Here is a 23,932-nt window from a genome sequence, read left to right as displayed (position 1 = left end):
TTGGATATGAATCAATATTTAGATGTCTTTATTGATGAAAGTAAAGAGCACTTACAGACATGTAACGAAAAGCTGCTGCTGTTGGAAAAAGATCCGGCAGACCTTCAGCTTGTGCATGACATCTTCAGAGCTGCCCATACGCTGAAAGGCATGAGCGCAACGATGGGATATACAGATCTGGCGCATTTAACCCACCTGATGGAAAATGTGCTGGACGCTATCCGCAATGGAGAAATGCCCGTTACATCGGATTGGCTGGACGTGCTGTTTGAAGCGCTTGATCATCTTGAAGAGATGGTGCAGTCCATTATTGACGGTGGAGACGGCAAACGTGATATTTCTGAAGTGAGTGCGAAGCTCGACGTAAATGCGGTGCATGAGACTGCGGCTTCAGCCGAAACAGCAGAACCGCCGGCTTCAAAACAACAGGCTTCAACTGAATGGAATTATGATGAGTTCGAACGGACTGTTATTGAAGAGGCGGAAGAGCAAGGATTCAGCCGCTATGAAATAACGGTTTCCCTGAATGAAAGCTGCATGCTCAAAGCCGTGCGCGTGTACATGATATTTGAAAAGCTGAATGAAGCCGGGGAAGTCGCAAAAACGATACCCGCCGCGGAAGTGCTTGAGACGGAAGATTTCGGAACGGATTTTCAGGTGTGTTTCTTGACAAAGCAGCCTGCTGAAGAAATTAAAGAACTCATCAGCGGCATTTCAGAAGTGGAGAATGTCGAAATTTCTGCCGGGGCGCAGTTAAAAACGGCCGAAAAACCGCAAGCGGCTGAACCCGTGAAGGAAGCTCCGGTTAAAAAGGCTGAGAAACAGCCTAAGCCGCAAGCGAAAACGGAAGAACAGCCGAAGCATCACAGCGGCTCGAAAACGATTCGCGTCAACATTGAAAGACTGGATTCTTCAATGAACCTTTTTGAAGAACTTGTCATTGACCGCGGACGTCTTGAGCAGATCGCCAAAGAGCTTGACCACAATGAGCTGACTGAAACCGTTGAACGCCTGACCAGAATCTCGGGCGACCTTCAGTCTATTATTCTTAATATGCGGATGGTGCCGGTAGAAACCGTCTTTAATCGTTTCCCGAGAATGATCCGCCAGCTTCAAAAGGAATTAAACAAGAAGATCGAATTGTCCATCATCGGAGCTGAAACGGAGCTGGACCGCACGGTGATTGATGAGATCGGCGATCCGCTTGTCCATTTAATCAGAAACAGCATCGATCACGGCATTGAATCGCCTGAAGTGCGGGTGAATAAAGGAAAACCGGAATCTGGCCATGTCGTGCTTAAGGCATATCACAGCGGCAACCACGTCTTTATTGAGGTTGAAGATGATGGGGCCGGCCTGAACAGAAAGAAAATTCTTGAAAAAGCGCTCGAGCGGAGTGTAATCACCGAACGTGATGCTGAAACGCTTGAAGATAATGAGATTTACGAGCTTATTTTTGCTCCGGGCTTCTCGACTGCCGATCAAATTTCTGACATTTCAGGGCGGGGCGTCGGCCTGGATGTCGTAAAAAATAAACTCGAATCACTCGGCGGCTCTGTCAGTGTCAAATCCGCGGAAGGCCAAGGTTCTCTTTTCAGTATCCAGCTTCCGCTGACACTTTCAATTATATCCGTTCTTCTCATTAAACTGGAAGAAGAGACGTTTGCGATACCGATTTCTTCTATTATAGAGACGGCTGTTATTGATAAGAAAGATATCCTGCAGACGCATGACAGAGAAGTGATTGATTTCAGAGGCCAAATCGTTCCGATCGTCTATCTGAAAAAAGAATTCGGCATTACGGATTCAAAACAGGATGCCGATCAGTTCCATGTAATCGTTGTGAAAAAGGGCGATAAATCCACTGCTTTTGTCGTGGACTCTTTTATCGGACAGCAGGAAGTCGTACTGAAATCACTCGGCGACTATTTAACGAACGTCTTTGCGATTTCCGGCGCTACGATTCTCGGAAACGGAGAAGTGGCGCTGATTATTGATTGCAATGCGCTGATCTACTAAAACGACACGAGGAGGTGCCCGCATGACTGCTGAAATCAAAACAGGTGAAAAAATGATTGTGTTTATGATAAACGGGAAAGAATACGCTATCTCAGTTTCCCAGGTGAAATCAATTGAAAAGTGGCAAAAACCGACGAGGGTCCCGGGTGTGGAATCTTATATCCGCGGCGTTATCAATCTGCGCGGAGTGATTACCCCGGTTCTTGATTTAAGAAAACGTCTGAATCAGCCTGAACAGGACATCACAGAAGAGACTCGGATTATCATCATTTCTTACCGTGACGCTGATGTCGGATGGGTCGTGGATGAGGCCAATGACGTCATCACCGTGCATGAAAATGAAATCGAATCCGCGCCTGAAAGCCAGACAAAGGAAACGGATGTGTGGATTAAACAGATCGTTAAGCAAGATAACAGGCTCCTCAATATTATCGATGCGCATGCGGTGCTGGATAAAGGTGCTTCGGCATCTGCGTCCGGAGAGCCTAATGCTTAAAGGGGAAAAGACAACATGAGTAAGTTTGAAGCGATCAAAGAAGAGCAGATGGATATTTTGCGGGAAGTCGGAAATATCGGGGCGGGTCACTCGGCTTCTGCAATGGCTCAGCTGCTGAACAGAAAGATAGACATGGAAGTGCCGTTTGCGACTTTATTGACATTTGATGAGCTCGCTGATTTTTTCGGCGGGGCTGAAACGCCGGTCGCCAGTATCTTTTTAAGAATGGAAGGCGACATGACCGGCTCTATCTTTCTCATCATGCCTTTCCATCAGGCGGAACAGTTTATCAGAGAGCTGATCGGAAATCCGGATTTTGATATTGACCAGTTGGGCGAAGATCATTTGAGTTCTTCTGCTTTACATGAGTTCGGCAATATTTTAGCAGGTTCCTATTTAACGGCATTGGCTGATTTGACAAAACTTGAGATTTACCCGAGCGTGCCGGAAATCTCACTTGATATGTTCGGCGCGGTTATCAGTGAAGGGCTGATGGAGCTCAGCCAAGTCGGAGAGCATGCCATTGTCGTGGATACTTCTATTTTTGACCAGGGCAGCCGGCAGGAGCTCAAAGCTCACATGTTTATGCTCCCGGACTATGATTCTTTTGAAAAGCTCTTCGTCTCATTGGGTGCGGCTTTATGAGCCGTGAGGAAGCCGCAGTCGTTAAAGTGGGGATTGCGGATGTCCAAGTCGCGCGTTACCCGGATAAAATCCGAACCTCGGGACTCGGTTCATGCGTGGGGCTGGTTTTATACGATAAAGACAAACAAACGGCAGGACTCGTTCACGTCATGCTGCCGGACTCCGGTTTATCAAAAACAGCGGAGCTCAACCGTGCAAAATACGCGGACACCGCCGTTAAGATGACGATCGATATGCTTTTGAAAGCCGGCTGCCGCAAGTTTGCCCTGAAGGCAAAACTCGCCGGGGGAGCGGAGATGTTTAAGTTTAAAATGACGAACGACCTGATGAAAATCGGTCCGAGGAATGTAGCGGCCATCAAAGAGCAGCTTTCATTGTATAACATTCCGGTCATCAGTGAAGATACGGGCGGCTCAAGCGGCCGGACGATTGAATTTGAGCCAAAGTCCTGCATGCTGCACATTCGAACTGTTAAACAAGGTGAAACAACGATTTAATAAAGGTATGAGGTAGGGGGATAACAATGCAATCCTTGAATTATGAAGATCAGGTGCTTTGGTCGCGCTGGAAAGAGTGGAAAGATCCTAAAGCCGGTGATGATTTAATGCGCCGTTACATGCCGCTGGTCACATATCATGTCGGCAGAATTTCCGTCGGACTGCCGAAATCGGTGCATAAAGACGATCTAATGAGCCTTGGTATGCTTGGTTTATATGATGCCCTGGAAAAATTTGACCCCGGCCGGGATTTAAAATTTGATACCTATGCCTCGTTTAGAATTCGCGGTGCAATCATCGACGGGCTGCGTAAAGAAGATTGGCTGCCCAGAACTTCACGGGAGAAGACAAAAAAAGTCGAAGCGGCGATCGAAAAACTTGAACAGCGCTACCTTCGGAATGTGACGCCTTCAGAGATCGCAGAAGAGCTGGGGATGACGGAGCAGGACGTAGTATCAACGATGAATGAAGGGTTTTTTGCCAATCTCTTATCCATTGATGAAAAGCTTCACGACCAGGATGACGGTGAGAATATTCAAGTGATGATCAGAGATGACAAAAATGTGCCGCCGGAAGAAAAAATCATGAAGGACGAGCTGATCGCTCAGCTTGCGGGCAAAATTCACGAGCTCTCTGAAAAAGAGCAGCTTGTCGTCAGTTTATTCTATAAAGAAGAACTGACTTTGACCGAAATCGGACAAGTCCTGAACCTTTCGACGTCGCGGATTTCACAGATTCATTCAAAGGCGCTGTTTAAATTAAAGCACCTGCTTGAAAAAGTAATTCAATAATGAACTCATGGTTAGCGAGTGAAAAACATGTCAACACTATTATGGCTTTTAAGCTTTGTGCTTCACGGCGTACTGCTTTATGCCGTCATTATTCTGTACACGAGGTTTTCAGCCCTCAAGGAGACGGAGCGCCAGCAGAAGAAGATTCTTGAAGAGACGGAAAACACCCTTGCAGCGTTTCTGCTTGAGCTGAAAGAAGAAAATGAAAGACTCGAAGACGCAAAAAGCCGTCAAGCGCCGGACGCAGAAGACGCCGAACCCCTGGCGGAACCGAAAGAAGAGCCTGATATTCCGAACCACATGGAAAAGCTTATCAGTGCAACGGAACGGGCTGAAAGTGACGAAAACAGGGGCGCGCATTCGTTTGAAGAACGTGTTTCAAAATTATATGAACAAGGGCTCACCCCCGCGGAAATCGCCAAACGGATGCAGAGCGGAAAGACAGAAATCGAGCTGTTTTTAAAATTTCGCGGCAAAGCTGTAAAGGATTCTTGATTGTCGCATAAAGCTGTGTTATATTATGTCTTGGTGTTAAATACACACGCTTAACGATTTATGCAGAGGGTGCTGCAAACGGCAGTTCTGCACAAAAATGACCTAAGCGGAGGAAAAAAACCATTTTATTAGGAGGAAATCACATGTCAGTTATTTCTATGAAACAATTGCTTGAAGCTGGTGTTCACTTCGGCCACCAAACACGCCGCTGGAACCCAAAAATGAAGCGTTACATTTTCACGGAGCGTAACGGAATCTACATCATTGACCTTCAAAAAACAGTGAAAAAAGTAGAGGAAGCTTACAACTTCACGAAAAACCTTGCTGCTGAAGGCGGAAAAATCCTTTTCGTCGGCACAAAAAAACAAGCTCAGGATTCTGTTAAAGAAGAAGCTGTACGCTCTGGCATGTACTATGTCAACCAACGCTGGTTGGGCGGTACACTGACAAACTTCGAAACAATCCAAAAACGCATTAAGCGTCTGAAAGACATCGAGAAAATGCAAGAAAACGGTACATTTGAAGTACTTCCGAAAAAAGAAGTTGTTCAATTGAAAAAAGAATTAGAGCGTCTTGAAAAATTCCTCGGCGGAATTAAAGACATGAAGGATCTTCCTGATGCATTATTCATCATCGATCCTCGCAAAGAGCGCATCGCTGTTGCGGAAGCTCACAAATTGAACATTCCTATCATCGGAATCGTAGATACAAACTGTGATCCTGATGAAATTGATGTCGTAATCCCTGCAAACGATGACGCAATCCGCGCTGTCAAACTTCTTACTTCTAAAATGGCAGATGCTATTCTTGAAGCGAAGCAAGGCGAAGAAGAAGCGGAAGCTGCTGAAGAGACTGCACCTGAAACAGAAACGACAACTGCGTAACCTAATCAAAAGGTGATAAGAGGGACTGCCTTTTATCACCTTTTTTCAAGAAAAATGTATCTATACATATCTTGTTTACACATATAAGGAGGAATTCAAATGGCTATTACTGCACAGCAGGTAAAAGAACTGCGTCAAAAAACAGGCGCTGGTATGATGGACTGTAAAAAAGCATTGACTGAAACTGACGGAGATATGGACAAAGCAATCGACCTTCTGAGAGAAAAAGGAATTGCGAAAGCGGCTAAAAAAGCTGACCGTATCGCTGCTGAAGGTTCTACTCTTATTAAAACTGACGGCAACAAAGGCGTTATCTTAGAAGTAAACTCTGAAACTGATTTCGTTGCGAAAAACGAAGGCTTCAAAGAGCTTCTGAACACGCTTGCTGACCACCTTCTTGCAAACGCTCCTGCTGATCTTGAAGAAGCGATGGGTCAAAAGATGGAAAACGGTTCTACTGTTGAAGAATACATCACAAGCAACGTTGCTAAAATCGGAGAGAAAATCACTCTTCGCCGTTTTGCTGTTATTTCAAAAGAAGACAGCGAAGCGTTCGGTGCTTACCTTCACATGGGAGGCCGCATCGGCGTATTATCCGTTCTTAGCGGAACAACTGACGAAGATCTTGCAAAAGACATCGCGATGCATGTTGCAGCGGTAAACCCTCGTTACATTTCCCGCGACCAAGTGTCTGAAGAAGAAGCAAACCATGAGCGTCAGATTCTGACTCAGCAAGCTCTTCAAGAAGGCAAACCGGAAAACATCGTAGCTAAAATGGTTGAAGGCCGTCTGAACAAATTCTTCGAAGAAATTTGCTTATTAGACCAAGCTTTCGTTAAAAACCCAGACGAAAAAGTGAAACAAGTTGTGGCTGCGAAAAACGCATCTGTTAAAACTTACGTCCGCTACGAAGTTGGAGAAGGTATTGAAAAACGCCAAGAAAACTTTGCTGAAGAAGTTATGAACCAAGTGAAAAAATAATGGCGGAAAGCCTTGGCGAATCTTTCGCGGCTTTTCAGGCAGTATAGGGGACACTACTTGTGTTCCCTATTTTTAAAACTATATTTACAAACCTTTTTTTCTCTTGCATAATAGGAAACGGCAATGTTTACACTTGGAGGTTATTATGGAAAAACCAAAATACAATCGTATCGTTTTAAAGCTTAGCGGAGAAGCATTGGCAGGAGAGCAGGGAAACGGCATTAATCCGACTGTCATCCAATCCATCGCTAAACAGGTAAAAGAAATCGCTGAGCTTGACGTCGAAGTGGCCGTAGTCGTAGGCGGCGGCAACTTATGGCGCGGAAAAACGGGCAGTGACTTAGGAATGGACCGTGCGACGGCCGATTATATGGGCATGCTTGCTACTGTCATGAACTCACTTGCCCTGCAGGACAGCCTGGAAACGCTCGGAATTCAGTCCAGAGTGCAGACATCAATTGAAATGCGTCAGGTCGCTGAGCCTTACATCAGAAGAAAAGCCATCCGCCACCTGGAGAAAAAACGCGTTGTTATTTTTGCCGCGGGAACAGGAAACCCTTATTTCTCTACGGACACAACCGCAGCGCTGCGTGCAGCTGAAATCGAAGCGGACGTGATCTTAATGGCGAAAAATAATGTCGACGGTGTGTATAATGCTGATCCGAGAAAAGATGAGTCAGCCGTTAAATACGAAAAATTATCTTATCTCGATGTGTTAAAAGACGGGCTGGAAGTCATGGATTCTACGGCTTCTTCACTATGTATGGATAATGATATTCCGCTGATCGTCTTTTCTATTATGGAAGAAGGAAATATTAAGCGTGCCGTAATCGGCGAATCAATCGGAACGATCGTAAGGGGGAAATAACGTTGTCAAACGAAGTATTAACACAAACAAAAGAACGCATGGAAAAAGCGGTTGCCGCTTATTCACGTGAATTGGCGTCAGTCCGCGCAGGACGTGCCAACCCATCTCTATTGGATAAAGTGACAGTAGAATACTATGGTGCCCAAACACCTTTAAACCAGCTGTCTTCCATCAATGTGCCTGAAGCGCGTATGCTTGTTGTCACACCGTATGACAAAACGGCAATCGGCGATATTGAAAAAGCGATCCTGAAAGCTGATCTTGGCGTAACGCCGACAAGTGACGGCACAATTATCCGCATCGCGATCCCGGCTCTGACGGAAGAAAGACGTAAAGAACTTGTCAAAGTCGTGAAAAAATACGCGGAAGAAGCGAAAGTAGCAGTCCGTAATGTCCGCCGTGACAGCAACGATGACCTCAAAAAACTTGAGAAAAACGGAGACATTACAGAAGACGAGCTTCGTGCTTCCAGTGAAGACGTTCAAAAGCTGACAGATGAATATGTGTCAAAAATTGACAGTGTCACAAAGGACAAAGAAAAAGAAATCATGGAAGTTTAATGAAAAACTATGTACAATAGATAATGTGAAAAGACCCTCTCATGTTTACAGGGGGTTTTTTTGTTAATACTGTTGATTACATTGATCATCAGCAACGCAACCTTTTTGGGTGACGGAGGAATCTCATGCTCAACATACTCAAAAATTGGAAGAATCAGCAGAATGCGGCTTCCAACTTAGAACGGTATACAAAAGAAGACATACTGAAGGGTGAAATTCCCGCACACATTGCCATTATTATGGACGGAAACGGACGCTGGGCGAAGAAGCGCTCACTCCCTCGGATTGCAGGACATCATGAAGGAATGAAAGTGGTAAAAAGGGTGACAAAGCTCGCAAGTCAGCTCGGCGTTAAAGTTCTGACTCTTTATGCGTTTTCAACGGAGAACTGGAAGCGCCCGAAGATGGAAGTCGACTTTTTGATGAAGCTTCCGGAAGAGTTCCTGAATACGTATCTTCCTGAATTAATAGAGGAAAATGTACAGGTGAAAATTATCGGAGATGAATCCGCGCTCCCTTCTCATACGTACAGGGCGATTGAGAAGGCCGTAAAAGATACAGAACAAAATGACGGGCTGATTCTCAATTTCGCTTTGAACTACGGCGGACGCACGGAAATCGTCAATGCGGCAAAAGCCCTGGCTGAACAGGTGAAAAGCGGCACGCTGAATATCGAAGACATTGATGAAGCGCTCTTTTCCGGGCATTTAATGACAGAATCACTCCAGGACCCGGAGCTGCTCATCAGAACGAGCGGAGAAATCAGATTGAGCAACTTTATGCTTTGGCAGGTGGCTTACAGTGAATTTGTTTTTACAGATGTCCTGTGGCCCGATTTTAAAGAAGATCACTTTCTGCAGGCAGTGGGAGAATTTCAGCAGCGGGGCCGGAGGTTTGGCGGAATTTAGAGGATGGTGGAAATGAAACAAAGATTGTTAACAGGTGTTCTGGCAGCGGCACTATTTTTATTTTTGGTTATTTTCGGAGGATTGCCGTTCACCGTATTTGTTTACGTGATGGGAAGTATAGCGCTTTTTGAGCTTTTGCGGATGAAAAAGCTCAGATTTTTTTCTTTTCCGGGTCTGATCAGCCTCTTGTTGTTATGGCTGTATATGATGCCGGACAAGTATCATTTTTTCGATGCGAAAATGGAAGTAACGATTTTCGCCGTATTGATTCTGCTCAGCTATACGGTGCTCGTGAAAAACACCTTTACGTTTGACGAAGTCGGGTTTATCGTTCTCGCGACGGTATATATCGGACTGTGTTTTCATTATTTTATTGAAATCAGAAACATTGAAACAAACGGGCTTTTGTATATCTTTTATGCCTGCGTTGTCATATGGTCAACGGACTCAGGCGCATATTTCGTCGGAAAGTCGCTCGGGAAGCGGAAACTGTGGCCTGAAATCAGCCCCAACAAAACAGTGGAAGGGTTTCTCGGCGGTATTGTCATCGCCCTTATTTTTACGGCTGTTTTTCAGCTGTTTGCGCACCTTCCGATTTCATACCCGGTTCTTTTGGTCATCACGCTTGTTCTGTCTGTGTTCGGACAGATCGGGGATTTGGTTGAATCAGCGCTTAAGCGGCACTATGATGTGAAGGATTCGGGAAAAATCCTTCCCGGGCACGGCGGCATTTTAGATCGATTTGACAGCTTTTTGTTTGTCATGCCGTTCTTATACTTTCTGCTTGCGCTTTTTTCATGAGAAAGGCTAATATGAAAATAAGACCGATCTGGACGCATAGAATGGGAGTGGCATTTTGAAGAATATTTGTCTTTTAGGAGCAACAGGATCAATAGGGGAGCAGACGTTAGACGTATTGCGCATGCATCAAGATCAGTTCCGTCTCGTCTCGATGACTTTCAGTAAAAACGCCGAGAAAGCGATCCCGTTGATCAGAACGTTTCAGCCGAAATATGTAGCAGTCGGCGACATGGATACATACCAAAAAGTGAAAGAAGTGTCTTTTTCTCATGACTGTCAAATCGGCATCGGAGAAGAAGGCCTGATTGAAGCGGCAGTCATGGACGAAGTGGATATCGTGGTCAATGCGCTGCTTGGAAGCGTCGGTTTAATCCCGACTTTGAAAGCGATTGAACAGAAAAAAACAATTGCGCTTGCAAATAAGGAAACTCTCGTCACTGCCGGGCATATAGTGAAAGGACACGCAAAACGATACGGCGTTCCTCTTCTTCCGGTCGACAGCGAACATTCCGCTATTTTTCAAGCGCTGCAAGGCGAACAGAGCAAAAATATCGAGCGCCTGATCATTACGGCATCCGGCGGCAGTTTCAGAGATAAAACGCGGCAGGAGCTTGAGTCTGTAACGATTGCCGACGCCCTTAACCACCCGAACTGGTCGATGGGCGCAAAAATTACGATTGATTCGGCTACAATGATGAATAAAGGACTTGAAGTCATTGAGGCGCATTGGCTGTTTGACATTCCGTATGAACAGATTGACGTTGTATTACATAAGGAGAGCATCATTCATTCGATGGTTGAATTTCACGACAGAAGCGTCATCGCCCAGCTCGGAAATCCGGACATGAGGGTGCCGATTCAATATGCGCTGACATATCCGGACCGGCTGCCTCTGCCTGAAACAAAAAGGCTTGAATTATGGGAGATCGGAAGCCTCCATTTTGCGAAAGCTGACTTTGAAAGGTTCCGCTGCTTACAATTTGCCTTTGAATCAGGTAAAATAGGGGGAACGATGCCGACGGTTTTAAATGCGGCCAACGAAGAAGCCGTTGCCGCTTTTCTTGCCGGACGGATTTCATTCTTATCGATTGAGGACCTGATTGAAAAAGCATTGGACCGCCACAGCGTAATTCAGGATCCGAGTCTTGCGGATATCCAAGAAGTGGACAAAGACACCCGGGGATACGTTAATTCAATACTCACATAAGGTGGTATGTTCGTGAATACAGTTATCGCGTTTATTATTATTTTCGGAACGCTCGTTTTTTTCCATGAGCTGGGGCATTTATTGCTCGCCCAAAGAGCGGGAATCCTTTGCCGTGAATTTGCGATCGGCTTCGGCCCTAAAATCTTTTCATTTAAAAAGAATGAAACCGTGTATACGATCAGACTCCTTCCGGTCGGCGGGTTCGTCCGCATGGCCGGTGAAGACCCGGAGATGATCGAAGTCAAACCCGGTTATACTGTCGGGCTTCTTTTTAATAAAGATGACGAAGTGGAAAAAGTCATCATTAATCAAAAGGAAAAATATCCCGACGCTTTAATTATCGAGGTGGAGACGGCTGATCTTGAGCACGAAATGAAGATTACCGGGTACGAGCAGGGGAAAGAAGATGAACTGTCGGGCTTTACTGTCAGTCAGACCTCCTTTTTTATCGTAGACGGAGAAGAAGTGCAGATTGCGCCTTACAATCGACAATTCGGGTCTAAACCCGTATGGAAGCGGATTAAGGCGATTGCTGCCGGTCCGATAATGAACTTCATCTTAGCGTATGTCATTCTCGTCATGCTTGGATTCATTCAAGGCGTGCCTTCGAATCAGCCTGAGCTCGGGAAGCTGACAGACAACGGACGCGCAGCGGCTGCCGGTTTAAAAGAAGGCGACTATATCCAGAGCATTAACGGTGAAAAAATGAGGTCATGGACCGACATCGTGACAGCGGTAAAAGAAAATCCCGGAAAAAAAATCGATGTCGCCGTCAAACGGGACGGCAAATCGTTTCATATCTCGGTTACACCTGAAGCTGTAAAAGATGAAAATAAAAAAACAATCGGCCGCTTCGGCTCTTATGCGCCGACTGAAAAAGGCGCGCTTGCAGCGATTGCCTACGGCGCGACATCTACCGTTGATGTCACAAAAGCGATCCTGACCAATCTGAGCAAACTTGTGACAGGCCAGTTTAAGCTTGATATGCTTTCGGGTCCTGTCGGCATTTATGATATGACGGATCAAGTTGCAAAAACCGGTATTATCAACCTATTCCAGTTTGCGGCGTTTTTAAGCATCAACCTGGGAATTGTCAACCTGCTGCCGATACCGGCGCTTGACGGCGGGCGGCTGCTGTTTTTATTCATTGAAGCAATCCGCGGCAAGCCGATAAACCGTGACAAGGAAGCATTTGTCGTATTTATCGGCGTAGCTTTCTTAATGCTTCTTATGCTGGTTGTCACATGGAACGATATCCAGCGTTTATTCTTATAATTGACTAGTAAAAAATCAGAGGTGCGAAGACATGAGACAAAGTTTGACGCTTATTCCGACCCTGAGAGAAGTGCCGGCTGATGCTGAAGCAAAAAGCCATAAGCTTCTGCTGAGAGCGGGATTTATCAGACAAAATACGAGCGGGGTTTACAGTTACATGCCCCTGGCTTACAGGGTCATTCAAAACATTCAGAAGATCGTGCGTGAAGAAATGGAAAAAATCAACGCGGTGGAAATGCTGATGCCGGCCCTTCAGCAGGCTGAAACATGGCAGGAATCAGGCAGGTGGTATACGTACGGGCCTGAATTAATGCGTCTGAAAGACCGCCACGGCCGTGAATTTGCTTTAGGCGCGACACATGAAGAAGTCATTACTTCTCTCGTGCGCGATGAGGTGAAATCTTATAAGCGTCTGCCGCTCACTCTTTACCAGATCCAGTCTAAATTCAGAGATGAAAAACGCCCGCGTTTTGGGTTATTGCGCGGACGCGAATTCATCATGAAAGATGCGTATTCTTTCCATGCTTCTGAAGAAAGTCTGGAGGAAACATACCAAAACATGTACGGCGCATACAGCAGCATTTTCGCACGCTGTGAATTAAACGTCCGTCCCGTTATTGCCGACTCGGGCGCGATGGGCGGAAAAGACACGCATGAATTTATGGCTCTTTCTGAAATAGGGGAAGATACCATCGCTTATTCCGATGGATCCTCTTACGCAGCCAATACGGAAATGGCGGAAGTTGTCATGAACAGCGAGCCGTCAGATGAAACACCCGAGGCATTGGAGAAAATTGATACGCCGAATGTCAAAAGCATTGAAGAGCTTGCTTCGTTCCTGCAGATCGAGCCGAGCGCCTGCATTAAATCAATGCTGTTTAAAGCTGATGACCGATTTGTTCTCGTGTTAGTAAGAGGCGATCATGAGGTCAATGACGTGAAAGTGAAAAACCTTCTGAACGCGGAAGTGGTTGAGCTTGCGTCTCATGAAGAAGTAGCCGAGAAACTTGGCACGGAGCCGGGATTTGCGGGGCCGATCGGCGCTGCCGGCGACATTGAGATTTATGCCGACCAAGCCGTAAAAGTAATGGTAAACGCCGTTAGCGGCGCGAATGAAAAAGACCGTCATTACCGAAACGTAAACATCGAACGTGACGCGTCAGTAAAAGCATATGCCGATCTTCGAATCATTAAGGAAGGCGATCCGTCACCTGACGGAAAAGGTACGATCCGTTTTGCTGAAGGGATTGAGGTCGGACAAGTCTTTAAACTCGGCACGCGTTACTCTGAAGCGATGAATGCGACATACCTTGATGAGAACGGGCGTGCGCAGCCGATGCTGATGGGATGTTACGGAATCGGCGTGTCCAGAACGCTTTCAGCCATCGCTGAACAGCATCACGACGAAAAAGGCTTGATCTGGCCGAAAAGCGTTGCTCCGTATGACCTTCATATTTTGGCGCTGAATATGAAAAACGAAGCGCAAAAAGAGCTTGCTGAACAGCTTTACGGCAAATTCCAGGCGGAAGGTTATGAGGTATTATACGATGACCGCGCTGAACGCGCAGGCGTAAAATTTGCTGATTCTGATCTGATCGGCCTTCCGATCCGCATCACTGTCGGAAAACGTGCCGATGAAGGCATCGTAGAAGTGAAAATCCGCAAAACCGGTGAATCTGCCGAAGTTTCAGTGGATGAGCTTTCTGAATTTATCAAGACGAAGTAAACACCATAACGAATCATACAAAATCATGTTAAAATAGAGAAAAAAGAAGGTACCTCATCACCTGCGGAGGTACCTTCACTTATGATGTTTTAAGGGAGGGATACTGTCTGAATGGAACAGTTATCAGTAAACAGAAGACAGTTTCAGATTCTTCTGCAGCAGCTTAATATGACAGATGATACCTTCATGACATACTTTGAAGACGGAGAGATTGATAAACTGACAATCCATAAAGCAGAAAAGGCCTGGCATTTCCAATTTCGCTTTAAGGCTCTTCTGCCGTATCAAATATATGATTCATTCATGATGAGGTTAACACAATCGTTTGCTCACATCGCCCGTGTCACATCGTCTGTTCAGGTCATCGACCCTACAGTGACAGAGGAGCTTGTACAGGATTATTGGACACGCTGTATTGAAGAGCTTGAAGGAACCTCGCCGCCGATGGTGGCTCTTTTGAATCAGCAGAAGCCGAAGCTCAAGGGAAACAAACTGATCGTGAAAACAAAAACAGATACAGAAGCATCTGCGCTCAAAAATAAATACAGCGCGCTGATTCAGCACAGCTACCGCCAATTCGGCTTTCCGGAACTGCAGCTGGATACCGAAATTTTCGTATCTGACCAAGAAGTCCAGAAATTCCGCGAGCAAAAGCTTGCTGAAGATCAGGAGCGGGCGATGCAGGCGCTTATCGAGATGGAGAAGAAGGAAAAAGAGGGCGATGAAGATCAGGCACCGTCCGGACCGCTTGTCATCGGCTATCAAATTAAAGAGAACGAAGAAATCCGGACGCTTGACAGCATCATGGATGAAGAAAGAAGAATTACGGTGCAGGGGTTTGTGTTTGATGCTGAAACACGCGAGCTGAAAAGCGGACGCACGCTCTGCATTTTCAAAATCACGGACTATACAAACAGCATTTTAGTAAAAATGTTCGCCAGAGAAAAAGAAGACGCCGCTTTGATGAAAACGCTGAAAAAAGGCATGTGGGTGAAGGCGCGGGGAAGCATTCAAAACGATACATTCGTCAGAGACCTCGTCATGATTGCAAATGACGTGAATGAAATAAAAGCCAAAACCCGTGAAGACACCGCTCCTGAAGGCGAAAAACGGGTTGAGCTTCATCTGCATTCTCCGATGAGCCAAATGGATGCTGTAACGGGCATCGGAAAGCTTGTCGAACAGGCGAAAAAATGGGGACATGAAGCGATTGCGTTAACTGATCATGCCGTTGTGCAGTCTTTCCCGGATGCCTATTCCGCCGCGAAAAAACACGGCATTAAAATGATTTACGGAATGGAAGCCAATATCGTAGATGACGGCGTTCCGATCGCATACAATCCAGCTCACCGTCTCCTGGAAGAAGACACATACGTCGTCTTTGACGTTGAAACGACAGGTCTGTCCGCAGTGTATGACACGATCATTGAGCTTGCCGCAGTCAAAATAAGAGGCGGAGAAATCATCGATAAATTCGAAGCGTTCGCCAATCCGCACCATCCGCTGTCAGCAACGACGATAGAGCTTACCGGGATTACGGATGACATGGTCCGCGACGCTCCCGATGTCGTTGACGTCGTACGGGATTTTAAAGAATGGATCGGCGATGACGTGCTTGTGGCTCATAACGCCAGCTTTGATATGGGATTTTTAAATGTGGCGTACAAGCGTCTTTTGAAAACGGAAAAAGCGAAAAATCCGGTCATTGATACGCTGGAACTCGCGCGTTTCCTGTATCCTGAGTTTAAAAATCACCGCTTAAATACGTTATGTAAGAAGTTTGATATCGAATTAACCCAGCATCACCGAGCGGTCTTTGACGCTGAAGCAACGGGCTACCTGCTGTTGAAAATGCTCAAAGATGCCGCTGAAAAAGACATTTTTTATCATGATCAGCTGAATGAGAATATGGGACAATCCAATGCTTATCAGAGATCAAGGCCTTATCACGCTACATTGCTTGCCGTAAATGAGACCGGCCTTAAAAATCTGTTTAAGCTCGTGTCCATTTCTCATATTCAATATTTCTACAGAGTGCCGCGCATTCCGAGGTCGCAGCTTAATAAATACAGAGAAGGTCTGTTAATCGGTTCTGCCTGTGACAGGGGAGAGGTCTTTGAAGGCATGATGCAAAAATCTCCTGAAGAGGTTGAAGATATCGCATCCTTCTATGATTATCTTGAAGTGCAGCCGCCGGAAGTATACAGACACCTTCTGCAGCTTGAGCTCGTCCGGGATGAAAAAGCGCTGAAAGAAATCATCGCCAACATTACGAAGCTCGGAGAAAAATTGAATAAGCCGGTCGTGGCTACGGGAAATGTCCACTATTTAAACGATGAGGATAAAATTTACCGGAAGATCTTAATATCTTCCCAAGGCGGCGCCAACCCGTTAAACAGACACGAACTGCCTAAAGTGCACTTCAGAACGACAGATGAAATGCTGGATGCTTTCTCCTTCCTCGGTGCGGAAAAAGCGAAAGAGATCGTGGTTGACAATACGCAGAAAGTCGCTTCGATGATCGATGAGATCAAACCGATCAAAGACGATCTGTACACGCCGAAAATTGACGGAGCCGATGAAGAGATCCGTGAAATGAGCTATCAGCGCGCCAGAAGCATTTACGGTGAAGAGCTTCCCGAAATTGTGGAAGCGAGAATAGAAAAAGAATTAAAAAGTATCATCGGTCATGGATTCGCCGTTATTTATCTCATCTCTCATAAGCTTGTAAAACGGTCTCTGGATGACGGTTATCTCGTCGGCTCCCGGGGGTCCGTCGGTTCATCGCTTGTGGCGACCTTAACGGAAATTACTGAAGTGAACCCGCTCGCTCCGCACTACGTGTGCCCGAGCTGCCGATATTCCGAATTCTTTAATGACGGATCAGTCGGTTCCGGCTTTGACCTTCCGGATAAAAGCTGCCCGTCTTGCGGCACCCCTTTGAAAAAGGACGGACATGATATCCCGTTTGAAACGTTCTTAGGCTTTAAAGGTGACAAAGTACCCGATATCGACTTGAACTTCTCAGGTGAGTATCAGCCCCATGCCCATAACTACACGAAAGTATTGTTCGGTGAAGATAACGTGTATCGCGCTGGAACGATCGGCACCGTCGCGGAAAAGACGGCTTACGGATATGTGAAAGGCTATGCGGGCGATCACAACCTACACATGCGCGGCGCGGAGATCGACCGTCTGGTGCAAGGCTGCACCGGCGTTAAGAGAACGACCGGCCAGCACCCGGGGGGGATTATCGTTGTCCCGGATTACATGGATATTTACGATTTTTCACCGATACAATTCCCGGCAGATGCGACGGGGTCTGAATGGAAAACGACTCATTTTGACTTCCACTCCATTCATGACAACCTGCTGAAGCTTGATATATTAGGGCACGATGATCCGACCGTTATCCGGATGCTCCAGGATTTAAGCGGAATTGATCCGAAGACGATTCCGACAGATGATCCGGAAGTTATGAAGATTTTCCAAGGCACAGAATCGCTCGGCGTCACTGAAGAGCAGATTGGCTGTAAAACGGGGACGCTCGGCATTCCTGAATTCGGGACGCGATTTGTGCGGCAGATGCTTGAGGATACGAAGCCGACGACGTTCTCCGAGCTTGTCCAGATTTCCGGGCTTTCTCACGGAACGGACGTATGGCTCGGCAATGCGCAGGAACTGATACACAACAATACGTGTGAACTGAGCGAAGTGATCGGCTGCCGTGATGACATTATGGTTTACTTGATCTATCAGGGCCTTGAGCCTTCACTGGCCTTTAAAATCATGGAATTCGTCCGTAAAGGCAAAGGCCTGACGCCGGAATGGGAAGAAGAAATGAAAAAGAACAATGTGCCGAACTGGTATATTGATTCATGCAAAAAAATCAAATACATGTTCCCGAAAGCCCACGCCGCCGCATACGTGCTGATGGCGGTGCGGATTGCCTATTTTAAAGTGCATCACGCGCTTTTATATTATGCTGCGTATTTTACCGTCCGCGCAGATGACTTTGACATTGATACAATGATTAAAGGCTCGACCGCCATTAGAGCGGTGATGGATGATATCAGCTCTAAAGGGCTTGATGCTTCGCCGAAGGAGAAAAACCTTCTTACCGTGTTAGAGCTTGCGCTTGAAATGTGTGAGCGCGGCTATTCCTTCCAGAAGGTCGATCTATACCGTTCGAGCGCTTCGGAATTTATCATTGACGGCAACAGTCTCATCCCGCCGTTCAACTCAATTCCGGGACTTGGAACCAACGCCGCTCTCAATATTGTGAAAGCGCGGAAAGAAGGGGAGTTCCTTTCAAAAGAGGATCTTCAAAAACGCGGAAAAGTGTCAAAAACCATTTTAGAGTATTTAGACCGTCACGGCTGTCTTGAGTCGCTTCCGGACCAAAATCAGCTGTCTCTGTTTTAAGCTTTGTGCACAGCCTCCGAGCGGAGTTTGATTTGCATTAAATATATGGTTATGGTATAGTTTTATTGGAAATGCTAACGATTACCGAGGCAAAGAGTGGGGAAACCCGCTCTTTTGTATTGAACAGGCAATTTTGCCTCGACATGTCCATCGTTTTCTCCATGCCCCTGCTCTTTTGAAGCAGGGTTTTTATGCAGAGGAACGGCTGATATGATATCGACAGCACAAGGAGGAAAAACATGAGCAAAAAAGTGACTGATACCGTTCAAGAAATGGCTCAGCCCATACTGGATGACCTTCAGCTTGAACTCGTAGACATTGAATTTGTCAAAGAGGGTCAAAACTGGTTCCTTCGCGTGTTTATTGATTCCGAGAACGGTGTTGATATTGAGGAGTGCGCCAAAGTCAGCGAAGCGTTAAGCGAAAAGCTGGATGAGGCCGATCCGATCACCCAGAACTACTTTCTTGAAGTATCTTCTCCTGGAGCCGAGCGTCCATTAAAGAAAAAAGCCGACTTCGAAAAATCACTGGGCAAAAATGTGTACATGAAAACGTACGAACCGATTGACGGTTTAAAAGTGTTTGAAGGCAAATTGGCTGAATTCGATGGACAAACTGTTACAATAGAGATGACGGTCAAAACAAGAAAGAAACGGGTCAATATTCCGTATGAAAAAATAGCTAACGCAAGATTAGCTGTAACATTTTAATGAATGAAGTATTAGTGTTTAAGGGGGGAGACCGCTAACATGAGCAGTGAACTATTAGATGCTCTCACTATTCTTGAAAAAGAAAAAGGCATCAGTAAAGACATTATCATCGAAGCAATTGAAGCTGCCTTAATTTCCGCGTACAAGCGAAATTTTAACCAGGCGCAAAACGTACGGGTCGATCTGAACCGTGAGACGGGCACGATCCGCGTGTTCGCAAGAAAGGATGTCGTAGACGAGGTATACGATTCAAGACTTGAAATCTCGCTTGACGACGCCCAGCACATCCATCCGAACTACCTTGTCGGAGATGTCGTTGAAATAGAAGTAACGCCGAAAGACTTCGGCCGCATTGCTGCGCAGACGGCGAAACAAGTGGTGACGCAGCGTGTCCGTGAAGCTGAGCGCGGCGTGATTTACTCAGAATTTATCGATCGTGAAGAAGACATCATGACGGGAATTGTACAGCGCTTAGACAGCAAGTTTATTTACGTGTCTCTCGGCAAGATTGAAGCGCTGCTGCCCGTCAATGAACAAATGCCGAATGAGAGCTATAAACCGCACGATCGGATTAAAGTATTTATCACAAAAGTCGAAAAAACGACAAAAGGGCCGCAGATCTATGTATCAAGAACGCATCCTGGTCTGTTGAAGCGTCTTTTTGAAATCGAAGTGCCGGAAATTTATGACGGAACGGTCGAACTGAAATCCGTTGCCAGAGAAGCGGGCGACCGCTCTAAAATCTCCGTCCGCACTGATGACCCTGACGTTGATCCGGTCGGTTCATGCGTCGGTCCTAAAGGCCAGCGCGTGCAGGCGATCGTCAATGAACTGAAAGGCGAAAAAATTGATATCGTTAACTGGTCTGATGATCCGGTTGAATTTGTTGCCAATGCGCTCAGCCCGTCTAAAGTGCTGGATGTCATCGTCAGCGAAGAAGAAAAAGCCACGACTGTCATCGTTCCTGATTACCAGCTTTCTCTGGCAATCGGAAAAAGAGGGCAAAACGCCCGCTTAGCCGCGAAACTGACAGGCTGGAAAATCGATATCAAAAGTGAAACGGATGCAAGAGACCTTGGCATCTATCCGAGAGAGCATGAAGAAGATGACGATTTAGAGCCGCTCTTTATGGAGCCTGAAACAGCCGAATCGGATGAATAAGAGGTGACTTTAGGTGAATAAGCGAAAAAAAATTCCTCTGCGCAAATGCGTGGTAACAGGGGAAATGAAGCCTAAAAAGGAACTGATCCGAATTGTCCGTTCTAAAGAAGGAGAGATTTCAGTCGATCCGACCGGAAAGAAGAACGGACGGGGTGCCTATATCACCCTTGAGAAAGAATGCATCTTAGCTGCGAAAAAGAAAAACACATTGCAAAATCAATTTCAATCACAAATCGATGACCAGATTTTCGAAGAATTGCTGGAACTGGCGGAAAAGGTGAAAAAATAACATGTCTGGAATGGAATGGTTTCCCTTGCTGGGTCTGGCCAATCGAGCTCGTAAGGTCGTGTCGGGCGAGGACTTGGTTATAAAAGAAATTAGAAATGCGCGTGCAAAACTTGTTCTGCTGACAGAAGATGCATCTGCGAATACTGCAAAAAAAGTATCCGATAAATGCAATTATTATAAAGTGCCTTATAAAAAAGTCGAAAGCCGCGCGGATCTCGGCCGCTCTATCGGCAAGGAATCACGTGTCGTTGTCGCCGTCACTGACCAAGGTTTTGCGAATAAGCTGATCAGCTTGCTCGATTAATATTTTTGGGGGTGAACGAATGGCTAAAATGAGAGTTTACGAATATGCAAAAGCCATCAATGTTTCAAGCAAGGAAATTTTGACTGCGCTGAAAAACATGGATATAGTAGTAAATAACCATATGGCAATGCTTGAAGAAAAGACCATTAAGCAGCTTGATGCGAAATTTAAAAAAGGCGGCGCCGGCGTTACATCTCAGAAGCCTGCGGAAACGAACAAAAACAAGCCGCAAGGGATTAATCAGCAGCCTGCTGGGAATCAACCAAACAAAATTCGAGACGGAAAGAAGAATGACGTGCAGAATAATCAATTTAACAAAAACAAGAAGAATAACAACAACAACAAAAACAAAAACAAACGCAATCATAACAACAAAAATCAGTATCAGCAAAAACCGCTGAAACCGAAAAAAGAGCTTCCTGAGAAAATTACGTTTTCCGGCTCTTTAACAGTCGGGGCCTTAGCCGAAGAACTTGGCAAAGAACCGTCTGAACTCATTAAAAAACTGATGCTTCTGGGCGTAATGGCTACCATTAACCAGGAGCTTGACAAAGACACAATCGAACTGATCGCATCTGAATACGGTGTAGAAACAGAAGAAGTGATTGTGCTTGAAGAAACTGAGCTTGAAAAATATGAAGAGGCTGACAAAGAAGAAGATCTTCAAATCCGTCCGCCTGTCGTGACGATCATGGGCCACGTTGACCACGGGAAAACGACCCTCCTTGACAGCATCAGAAAAACAAAAGTTGTTGAAGGTGAAGCCGGCGGAATCACCCAGCATATCGGGGCTTACCAGATCGAAGAAAACGGCAAAAAAATCACGTTCCTAGATACTCCGGGACACGCGGCGTTCACAACAATGCGTGCGCGCGGTGCGGAAGTAACTGATATCACCATTTTAGTCGTAGCGGCTGATGACGGCGTTATGCCGCAAACAGTCGAAGCCATCAACCATGCGAAAGCGGCTGAGGTTCCGATTATCGTTGCCGTGAATAAAGTGGATAAAGAAAGCGCGAACCCTGACCGTGTCATGCAGGAGCTGACTGAATACGGACTCGTTCCTGAAGCATGGGGAGGAGAAACGATTTTCGTTCCTCTGTCCGCTCTTACAGGCAAGGGAATTGACGAGCTTGTCGAAATGATTCTGCTTGTCAGTGAAGTGGAAGAGCTGAAAGCCAATCCGAACCGTCAGGCAAAAGGAACGGTTATTGAAGCTGAGCTCGATAAAGGAAGAGGATCTGTCGCGACACTTCTCGTTCAAACGGGAACATTGAATGTCGGAGATCCGATCGTTGTCGGAAATACATTCGGCCGCGTGCGGGCCATGGTCAATGATCTCGGCCGCCGCGTGAAAACAGCCGGACCGTCCACACCTGTAGAAATTACGGGCTTAAACGACGTACCGCAGGCTGGCGATCAATTCCTCGTCTTTAAAGACGAAAAAACAGCCCGTTCTGTCGGTGAAGCACGCGCTTCCAAGCAACTGGAAGAACAGCGCAGCGACAAAGCGAAGCTGAGCCTCGATGATCTGTTTGAACAAATTAAACAAGGCGATGTCAAAGACATCAATTTAATCGTAAAAGCTGACGTTCAAGGTTCAGCCGAAGCGTTAACAGCCGCTCTTCAAAAAATTGAAGTAGAAGGCGTAAAAGTGAAAATCATTCACACAGGCGTCGGTGCGATTACGGAATCAGACATCATTCTCGCATCTGCTTCAAATGCAATCGTTATTGGGTTTAATGTGCGCCCAGACGGAAATGCTAAGAGCACGGCTGAAGCTGAAAATGTAGATATCCGTCTTCACCGTATCATTTACAAAGTCATCGAAGAAATTGAAGCGGCGATGAAAGGAATGCTTGATCCTGAATACGAAGAAAAAGTCATCGGTCAGGTTGAAGTGCGCCAAACATTCAAAGTGTCGAAAATCGGCACGATTGCCGGCGGATATGTAACAGACGGCCACATTACACGTGACAGCGGACTCCGCCTGATCCGTGACGGCGTGGTCATCTTCGAAGGGGAAGTAGACGTTCTGAAACGCTTCAAAGATGATGTGAAAGAAGTTTCACAAGGATATGAATGTGGTATTACAATTAAGAAATACAATGACATTCGCGAAGGCGACATCATTGAAGCGTATGTCATGCAGGAAATCGAAAGAAAGTGATCGGATTTGCGGAATGTGAATGCATCATTTATGATGCGGGATCATTAAAGGAGAAACGAGCCGTTCTGAAGCGGATTATAACGAGGGTTCAGAATAAGTTCAACGTGTCGGCTGCAGAAATCGGCTATCAGGACACTTGGCAGCGGACCAGCTTCGGAATCGCCGTCGTCTCCTCCTCTCACGTTCAGGCGGAAAAGGAGATCCAGCGCGTACTCGCGTTTATTGACTCCTTTCCCGAAATAGAACGGACGATCACTAGAACAGAGTGGTTTTAACTTAGAGGTGATTGAATTGAGTATGAGAGCAAACCGTGTCGGCGAGCAGATGAAAAAAGAGCTCGGGGATATTATCAGCCGAAAGCTGAAAGACCCGAGAATCGGATTTCTCACTGTAACAGACGTACGTGTTTCAGGTGATTTACAAATAGCGAAGGTGTATATCTCCGTTCTCGGCGGAGAGAAAAAGAAAGAGGAGGCGCTGAAAGGGCTTGAGAAAGCGAAAGGATTTATCCGTTCCGAAATCGGCAGCCGAATCAGACTCCGCAAAACGCCTGAGCTTGAATTTGAATTTGATGAATCAATTGAGTACGGCAATCGTATTGAAACATTGATTCACGAACTGCATTCAGATAAACCGTCTGAATAACAAGGAAAGAGGATGGGCGAGTGTCGTCTGTCCTCTTTTCTGCGTTTTACGGGATAAAATTGATAACAAAGGAGC

The 23,932-nt window shown here is 46.1% G+C and carries 23 protein-coding genes; all 23 read left to right on the top strand.

What is annotated here, in order from left to right; genetic code table 11:
• The 23 genes from cheA (at window position 1) to rbfA (ending at window position 23,857) form a co-directional block, all read left to right on the top strand.
• Window positions 1-2,019 (top strand): chemotaxis protein CheA, encoded by a 2,019-nt coding sequence (gene cheA, locus OTK50_RS01170; protein ID WP_224224266.1) that lies wholly within the window; start codon window positions 1-3, stop codon window positions 2,017-2,019.
• A gap of 22 nt (window positions 2,020-2,041) precedes the next feature.
• The gene (cheW, locus tag OTK50_RS01165; RefSeq protein ID WP_003154225.1) at window positions 2,042-2,515 is read left to right on the top strand and encodes a chemotaxis protein CheW; all 474 of its coding nucleotides are present in this window, start codon (window positions 2,042-2,044) and stop codon (window positions 2,513-2,515) included.
• A gap of 15 nt (window positions 2,516-2,530) precedes the next feature.
• Window positions 2,531-3,160: a CheY-P phosphatase CheC gene (gene cheC / locus OTK50_RS01160; protein ID WP_003154222.1), complete on the top strand. Its 630-nt coding sequence runs from the start codon at window positions 2,531-2,533 to the stop codon at window positions 3,158-3,160.
• Window positions 3,157-3,657: a chemoreceptor glutamine deamidase CheD gene (cheD, locus tag OTK50_RS01155; protein WP_088462131.1), complete on the top strand. Its 501-nt coding sequence runs from the start codon at window positions 3,157-3,159 to the stop codon at window positions 3,655-3,657. The genes cheC and cheD overlap by 4 nt, the downstream gene beginning before the upstream one ends.
• Before the next feature lie 26 nt (window positions 3,658-3,683).
• Window positions 3,684-4,448: an RNA polymerase sigma-28 factor SigD gene (gene sigD / locus OTK50_RS01150; RefSeq protein WP_003154217.1), complete on the top strand. Its 765-nt coding sequence runs from the start codon at window positions 3,684-3,686 to the stop codon at window positions 4,446-4,448.
• 27 nt (window positions 4,449-4,475) lie between these two features.
• The gene (locus tag OTK50_RS01145; protein ID WP_088462130.1) at window positions 4,476-4,943 is read left to right on the top strand and encodes a DUF6115 domain-containing protein; all 468 of its coding nucleotides are present in this window, start codon (window positions 4,476-4,478) and stop codon (window positions 4,941-4,943) included.
• A 143-nt stretch (window positions 4,944-5,086) separates the two neighbouring features.
• The gene (gene rpsB, locus OTK50_RS01140; protein ID WP_007611453.1) at window positions 5,087-5,827 is read left to right on the top strand and encodes a 30S ribosomal protein S2; all 741 of its coding nucleotides are present in this window, start codon (window positions 5,087-5,089) and stop codon (window positions 5,825-5,827) included.
• Window positions 5,828-5,926: 99 nt separating this feature from the next.
• Window positions 5,927-6,808 carry a translation elongation factor Ts gene (tsf, locus tag OTK50_RS01135; protein ID WP_007611455.1) on the top strand — a complete coding sequence of 294 codons (882 nt, stop codon included), beginning with the start codon at window positions 5,927-5,929 and terminating at the stop codon, window positions 6,806-6,808.
• 145 nt (window positions 6,809-6,953) lie between these two features.
• Window positions 6,954-7,676, top strand: coding sequence for a UMP kinase (gene pyrH / locus OTK50_RS01130; RefSeq protein WP_003154213.1), 723 nt, complete (start codon window positions 6,954-6,956; stop codon window positions 7,674-7,676).
• A 2-nt stretch (window positions 7,677-7,678) separates the two neighbouring features.
• The gene (gene frr, locus OTK50_RS01125) at window positions 7,679-8,236 is read left to right on the top strand and encodes a ribosome recycling factor (RefSeq protein ID WP_003154212.1); all 558 of its coding nucleotides are present in this window, start codon (window positions 7,679-7,681) and stop codon (window positions 8,234-8,236) included.
• A gap of 125 nt (window positions 8,237-8,361) precedes the next feature.
• The gene (locus tag OTK50_RS01120) at window positions 8,362-9,144 is read left to right on the top strand and encodes an isoprenyl transferase (RefSeq protein ID WP_007409795.1); all 783 of its coding nucleotides are present in this window, start codon (window positions 8,362-8,364) and stop codon (window positions 9,142-9,144) included.
• Window positions 9,145-9,147: 3 nt separating this feature from the next.
• Window positions 9,148-9,945: a phosphatidate cytidylyltransferase gene (locus tag OTK50_RS01115; RefSeq protein WP_007409796.1), complete on the top strand. Its 798-nt coding sequence runs from the start codon at window positions 9,148-9,150 to the stop codon at window positions 9,943-9,945.
• A 55-nt stretch (window positions 9,946-10,000) separates the two neighbouring features.
• Window positions 10,001-11,152, top strand: a complete 1,152-nt coding sequence (gene dxr, locus OTK50_RS01110) for a 1-deoxy-D-xylulose-5-phosphate reductoisomerase (RefSeq protein WP_224224267.1) — start codon at window positions 10,001-10,003, stop codon at window positions 11,150-11,152.
• A gap of 6 nt (window positions 11,153-11,158) precedes the next feature.
• The gene (rseP, locus tag OTK50_RS01105; protein ID WP_088462128.1) at window positions 11,159-12,427 is read left to right on the top strand and encodes an RIP metalloprotease RseP; all 1,269 of its coding nucleotides are present in this window, start codon (window positions 11,159-11,161) and stop codon (window positions 12,425-12,427) included.
• Between the two features lie 31 nt (window positions 12,428-12,458).
• A complete protein-coding gene (proS, locus tag OTK50_RS01100) occupies window positions 12,459-14,153 on the top strand; it encodes a proline--tRNA ligase (protein WP_088462127.1) in 1,695 nt (564 codons plus the stop codon).
• Window positions 14,154-14,264: 111 nt separating this feature from the next.
• Entirely contained in the window at window positions 14,265-18,578 is a 4,314-nt protein-coding gene (locus tag OTK50_RS01095; protein WP_088462126.1) for a PolC-type DNA polymerase III, read from the top strand.
• Window positions 18,579-18,817: 239 nt separating this feature from the next.
• Window positions 18,818-19,288 carry a ribosome maturation factor RimP gene (gene rimP, locus OTK50_RS01090; protein ID WP_007409801.1) on the top strand — a complete coding sequence of 157 codons (471 nt, stop codon included), beginning with the start codon at window positions 18,818-18,820 and terminating at the stop codon, window positions 19,286-19,288.
• Window positions 19,289-19,327: 39 nt separating this feature from the next.
• Window positions 19,328-20,449: a transcription termination factor NusA gene (gene nusA, locus OTK50_RS01085; protein WP_003154195.1), complete on the top strand. Its 1,122-nt coding sequence runs from the start codon at window positions 19,328-19,330 to the stop codon at window positions 20,447-20,449.
• 13 nt (window positions 20,450-20,462) lie between these two features.
• Window positions 20,463-20,738: a glucose-induced regulator RulR gene (rulR, locus tag OTK50_RS01080; protein WP_003154193.1), complete on the top strand. Its 276-nt coding sequence runs from the start codon at window positions 20,463-20,465 to the stop codon at window positions 20,736-20,738.
• A gap of 1 nt (window position 20,739) precedes the next feature.
• On the top strand, window positions 20,740-21,042 hold the full coding sequence (locus tag OTK50_RS01075) for a YlxQ family RNA-binding protein (protein WP_003154192.1): 303 nt from the start codon (window positions 20,740-20,742) through the stop codon (window positions 21,040-21,042).
• A gap of 19 nt (window positions 21,043-21,061) precedes the next feature.
• Complete coding sequence (infB, locus tag OTK50_RS01070) at window positions 21,062-23,212, top strand: translation initiation factor IF-2 (protein WP_007611462.1); 2,151 nt, start codon at window positions 21,062-21,064, stop codon at window positions 23,210-23,212.
• On the top strand, window positions 23,209-23,487 hold the full coding sequence (locus OTK50_RS01065; RefSeq protein WP_003154188.1) for a DUF503 domain-containing protein: 279 nt from the start codon (window positions 23,209-23,211) through the stop codon (window positions 23,485-23,487). The genes infB and OTK50_RS01065 overlap by 4 nt, the downstream gene beginning before the upstream one ends.
• A gap of 16 nt (window positions 23,488-23,503) precedes the next feature.
• Window positions 23,504-23,857: a 30S ribosome-binding factor RbfA gene (gene rbfA, locus OTK50_RS01060; protein WP_003154185.1), complete on the top strand. Its 354-nt coding sequence runs from the start codon at window positions 23,504-23,506 to the stop codon at window positions 23,855-23,857.
• Window positions 23,858-23,932: the final 75 nt, after the last annotated feature.

The organism is Bacillus sp. NEAU-CP5, assembly GCF_026420705.1.
GTDB classification, from domain to species: domain Bacteria; phylum Bacillota; class Bacilli; order Bacillales; family Bacillaceae; genus Bacillus; species Bacillus velezensis.
The sequence above is the reverse complement of the archived record's forward strand: the minus strand, read 5'-3'. Positions and strand labels throughout refer to the sequence as shown.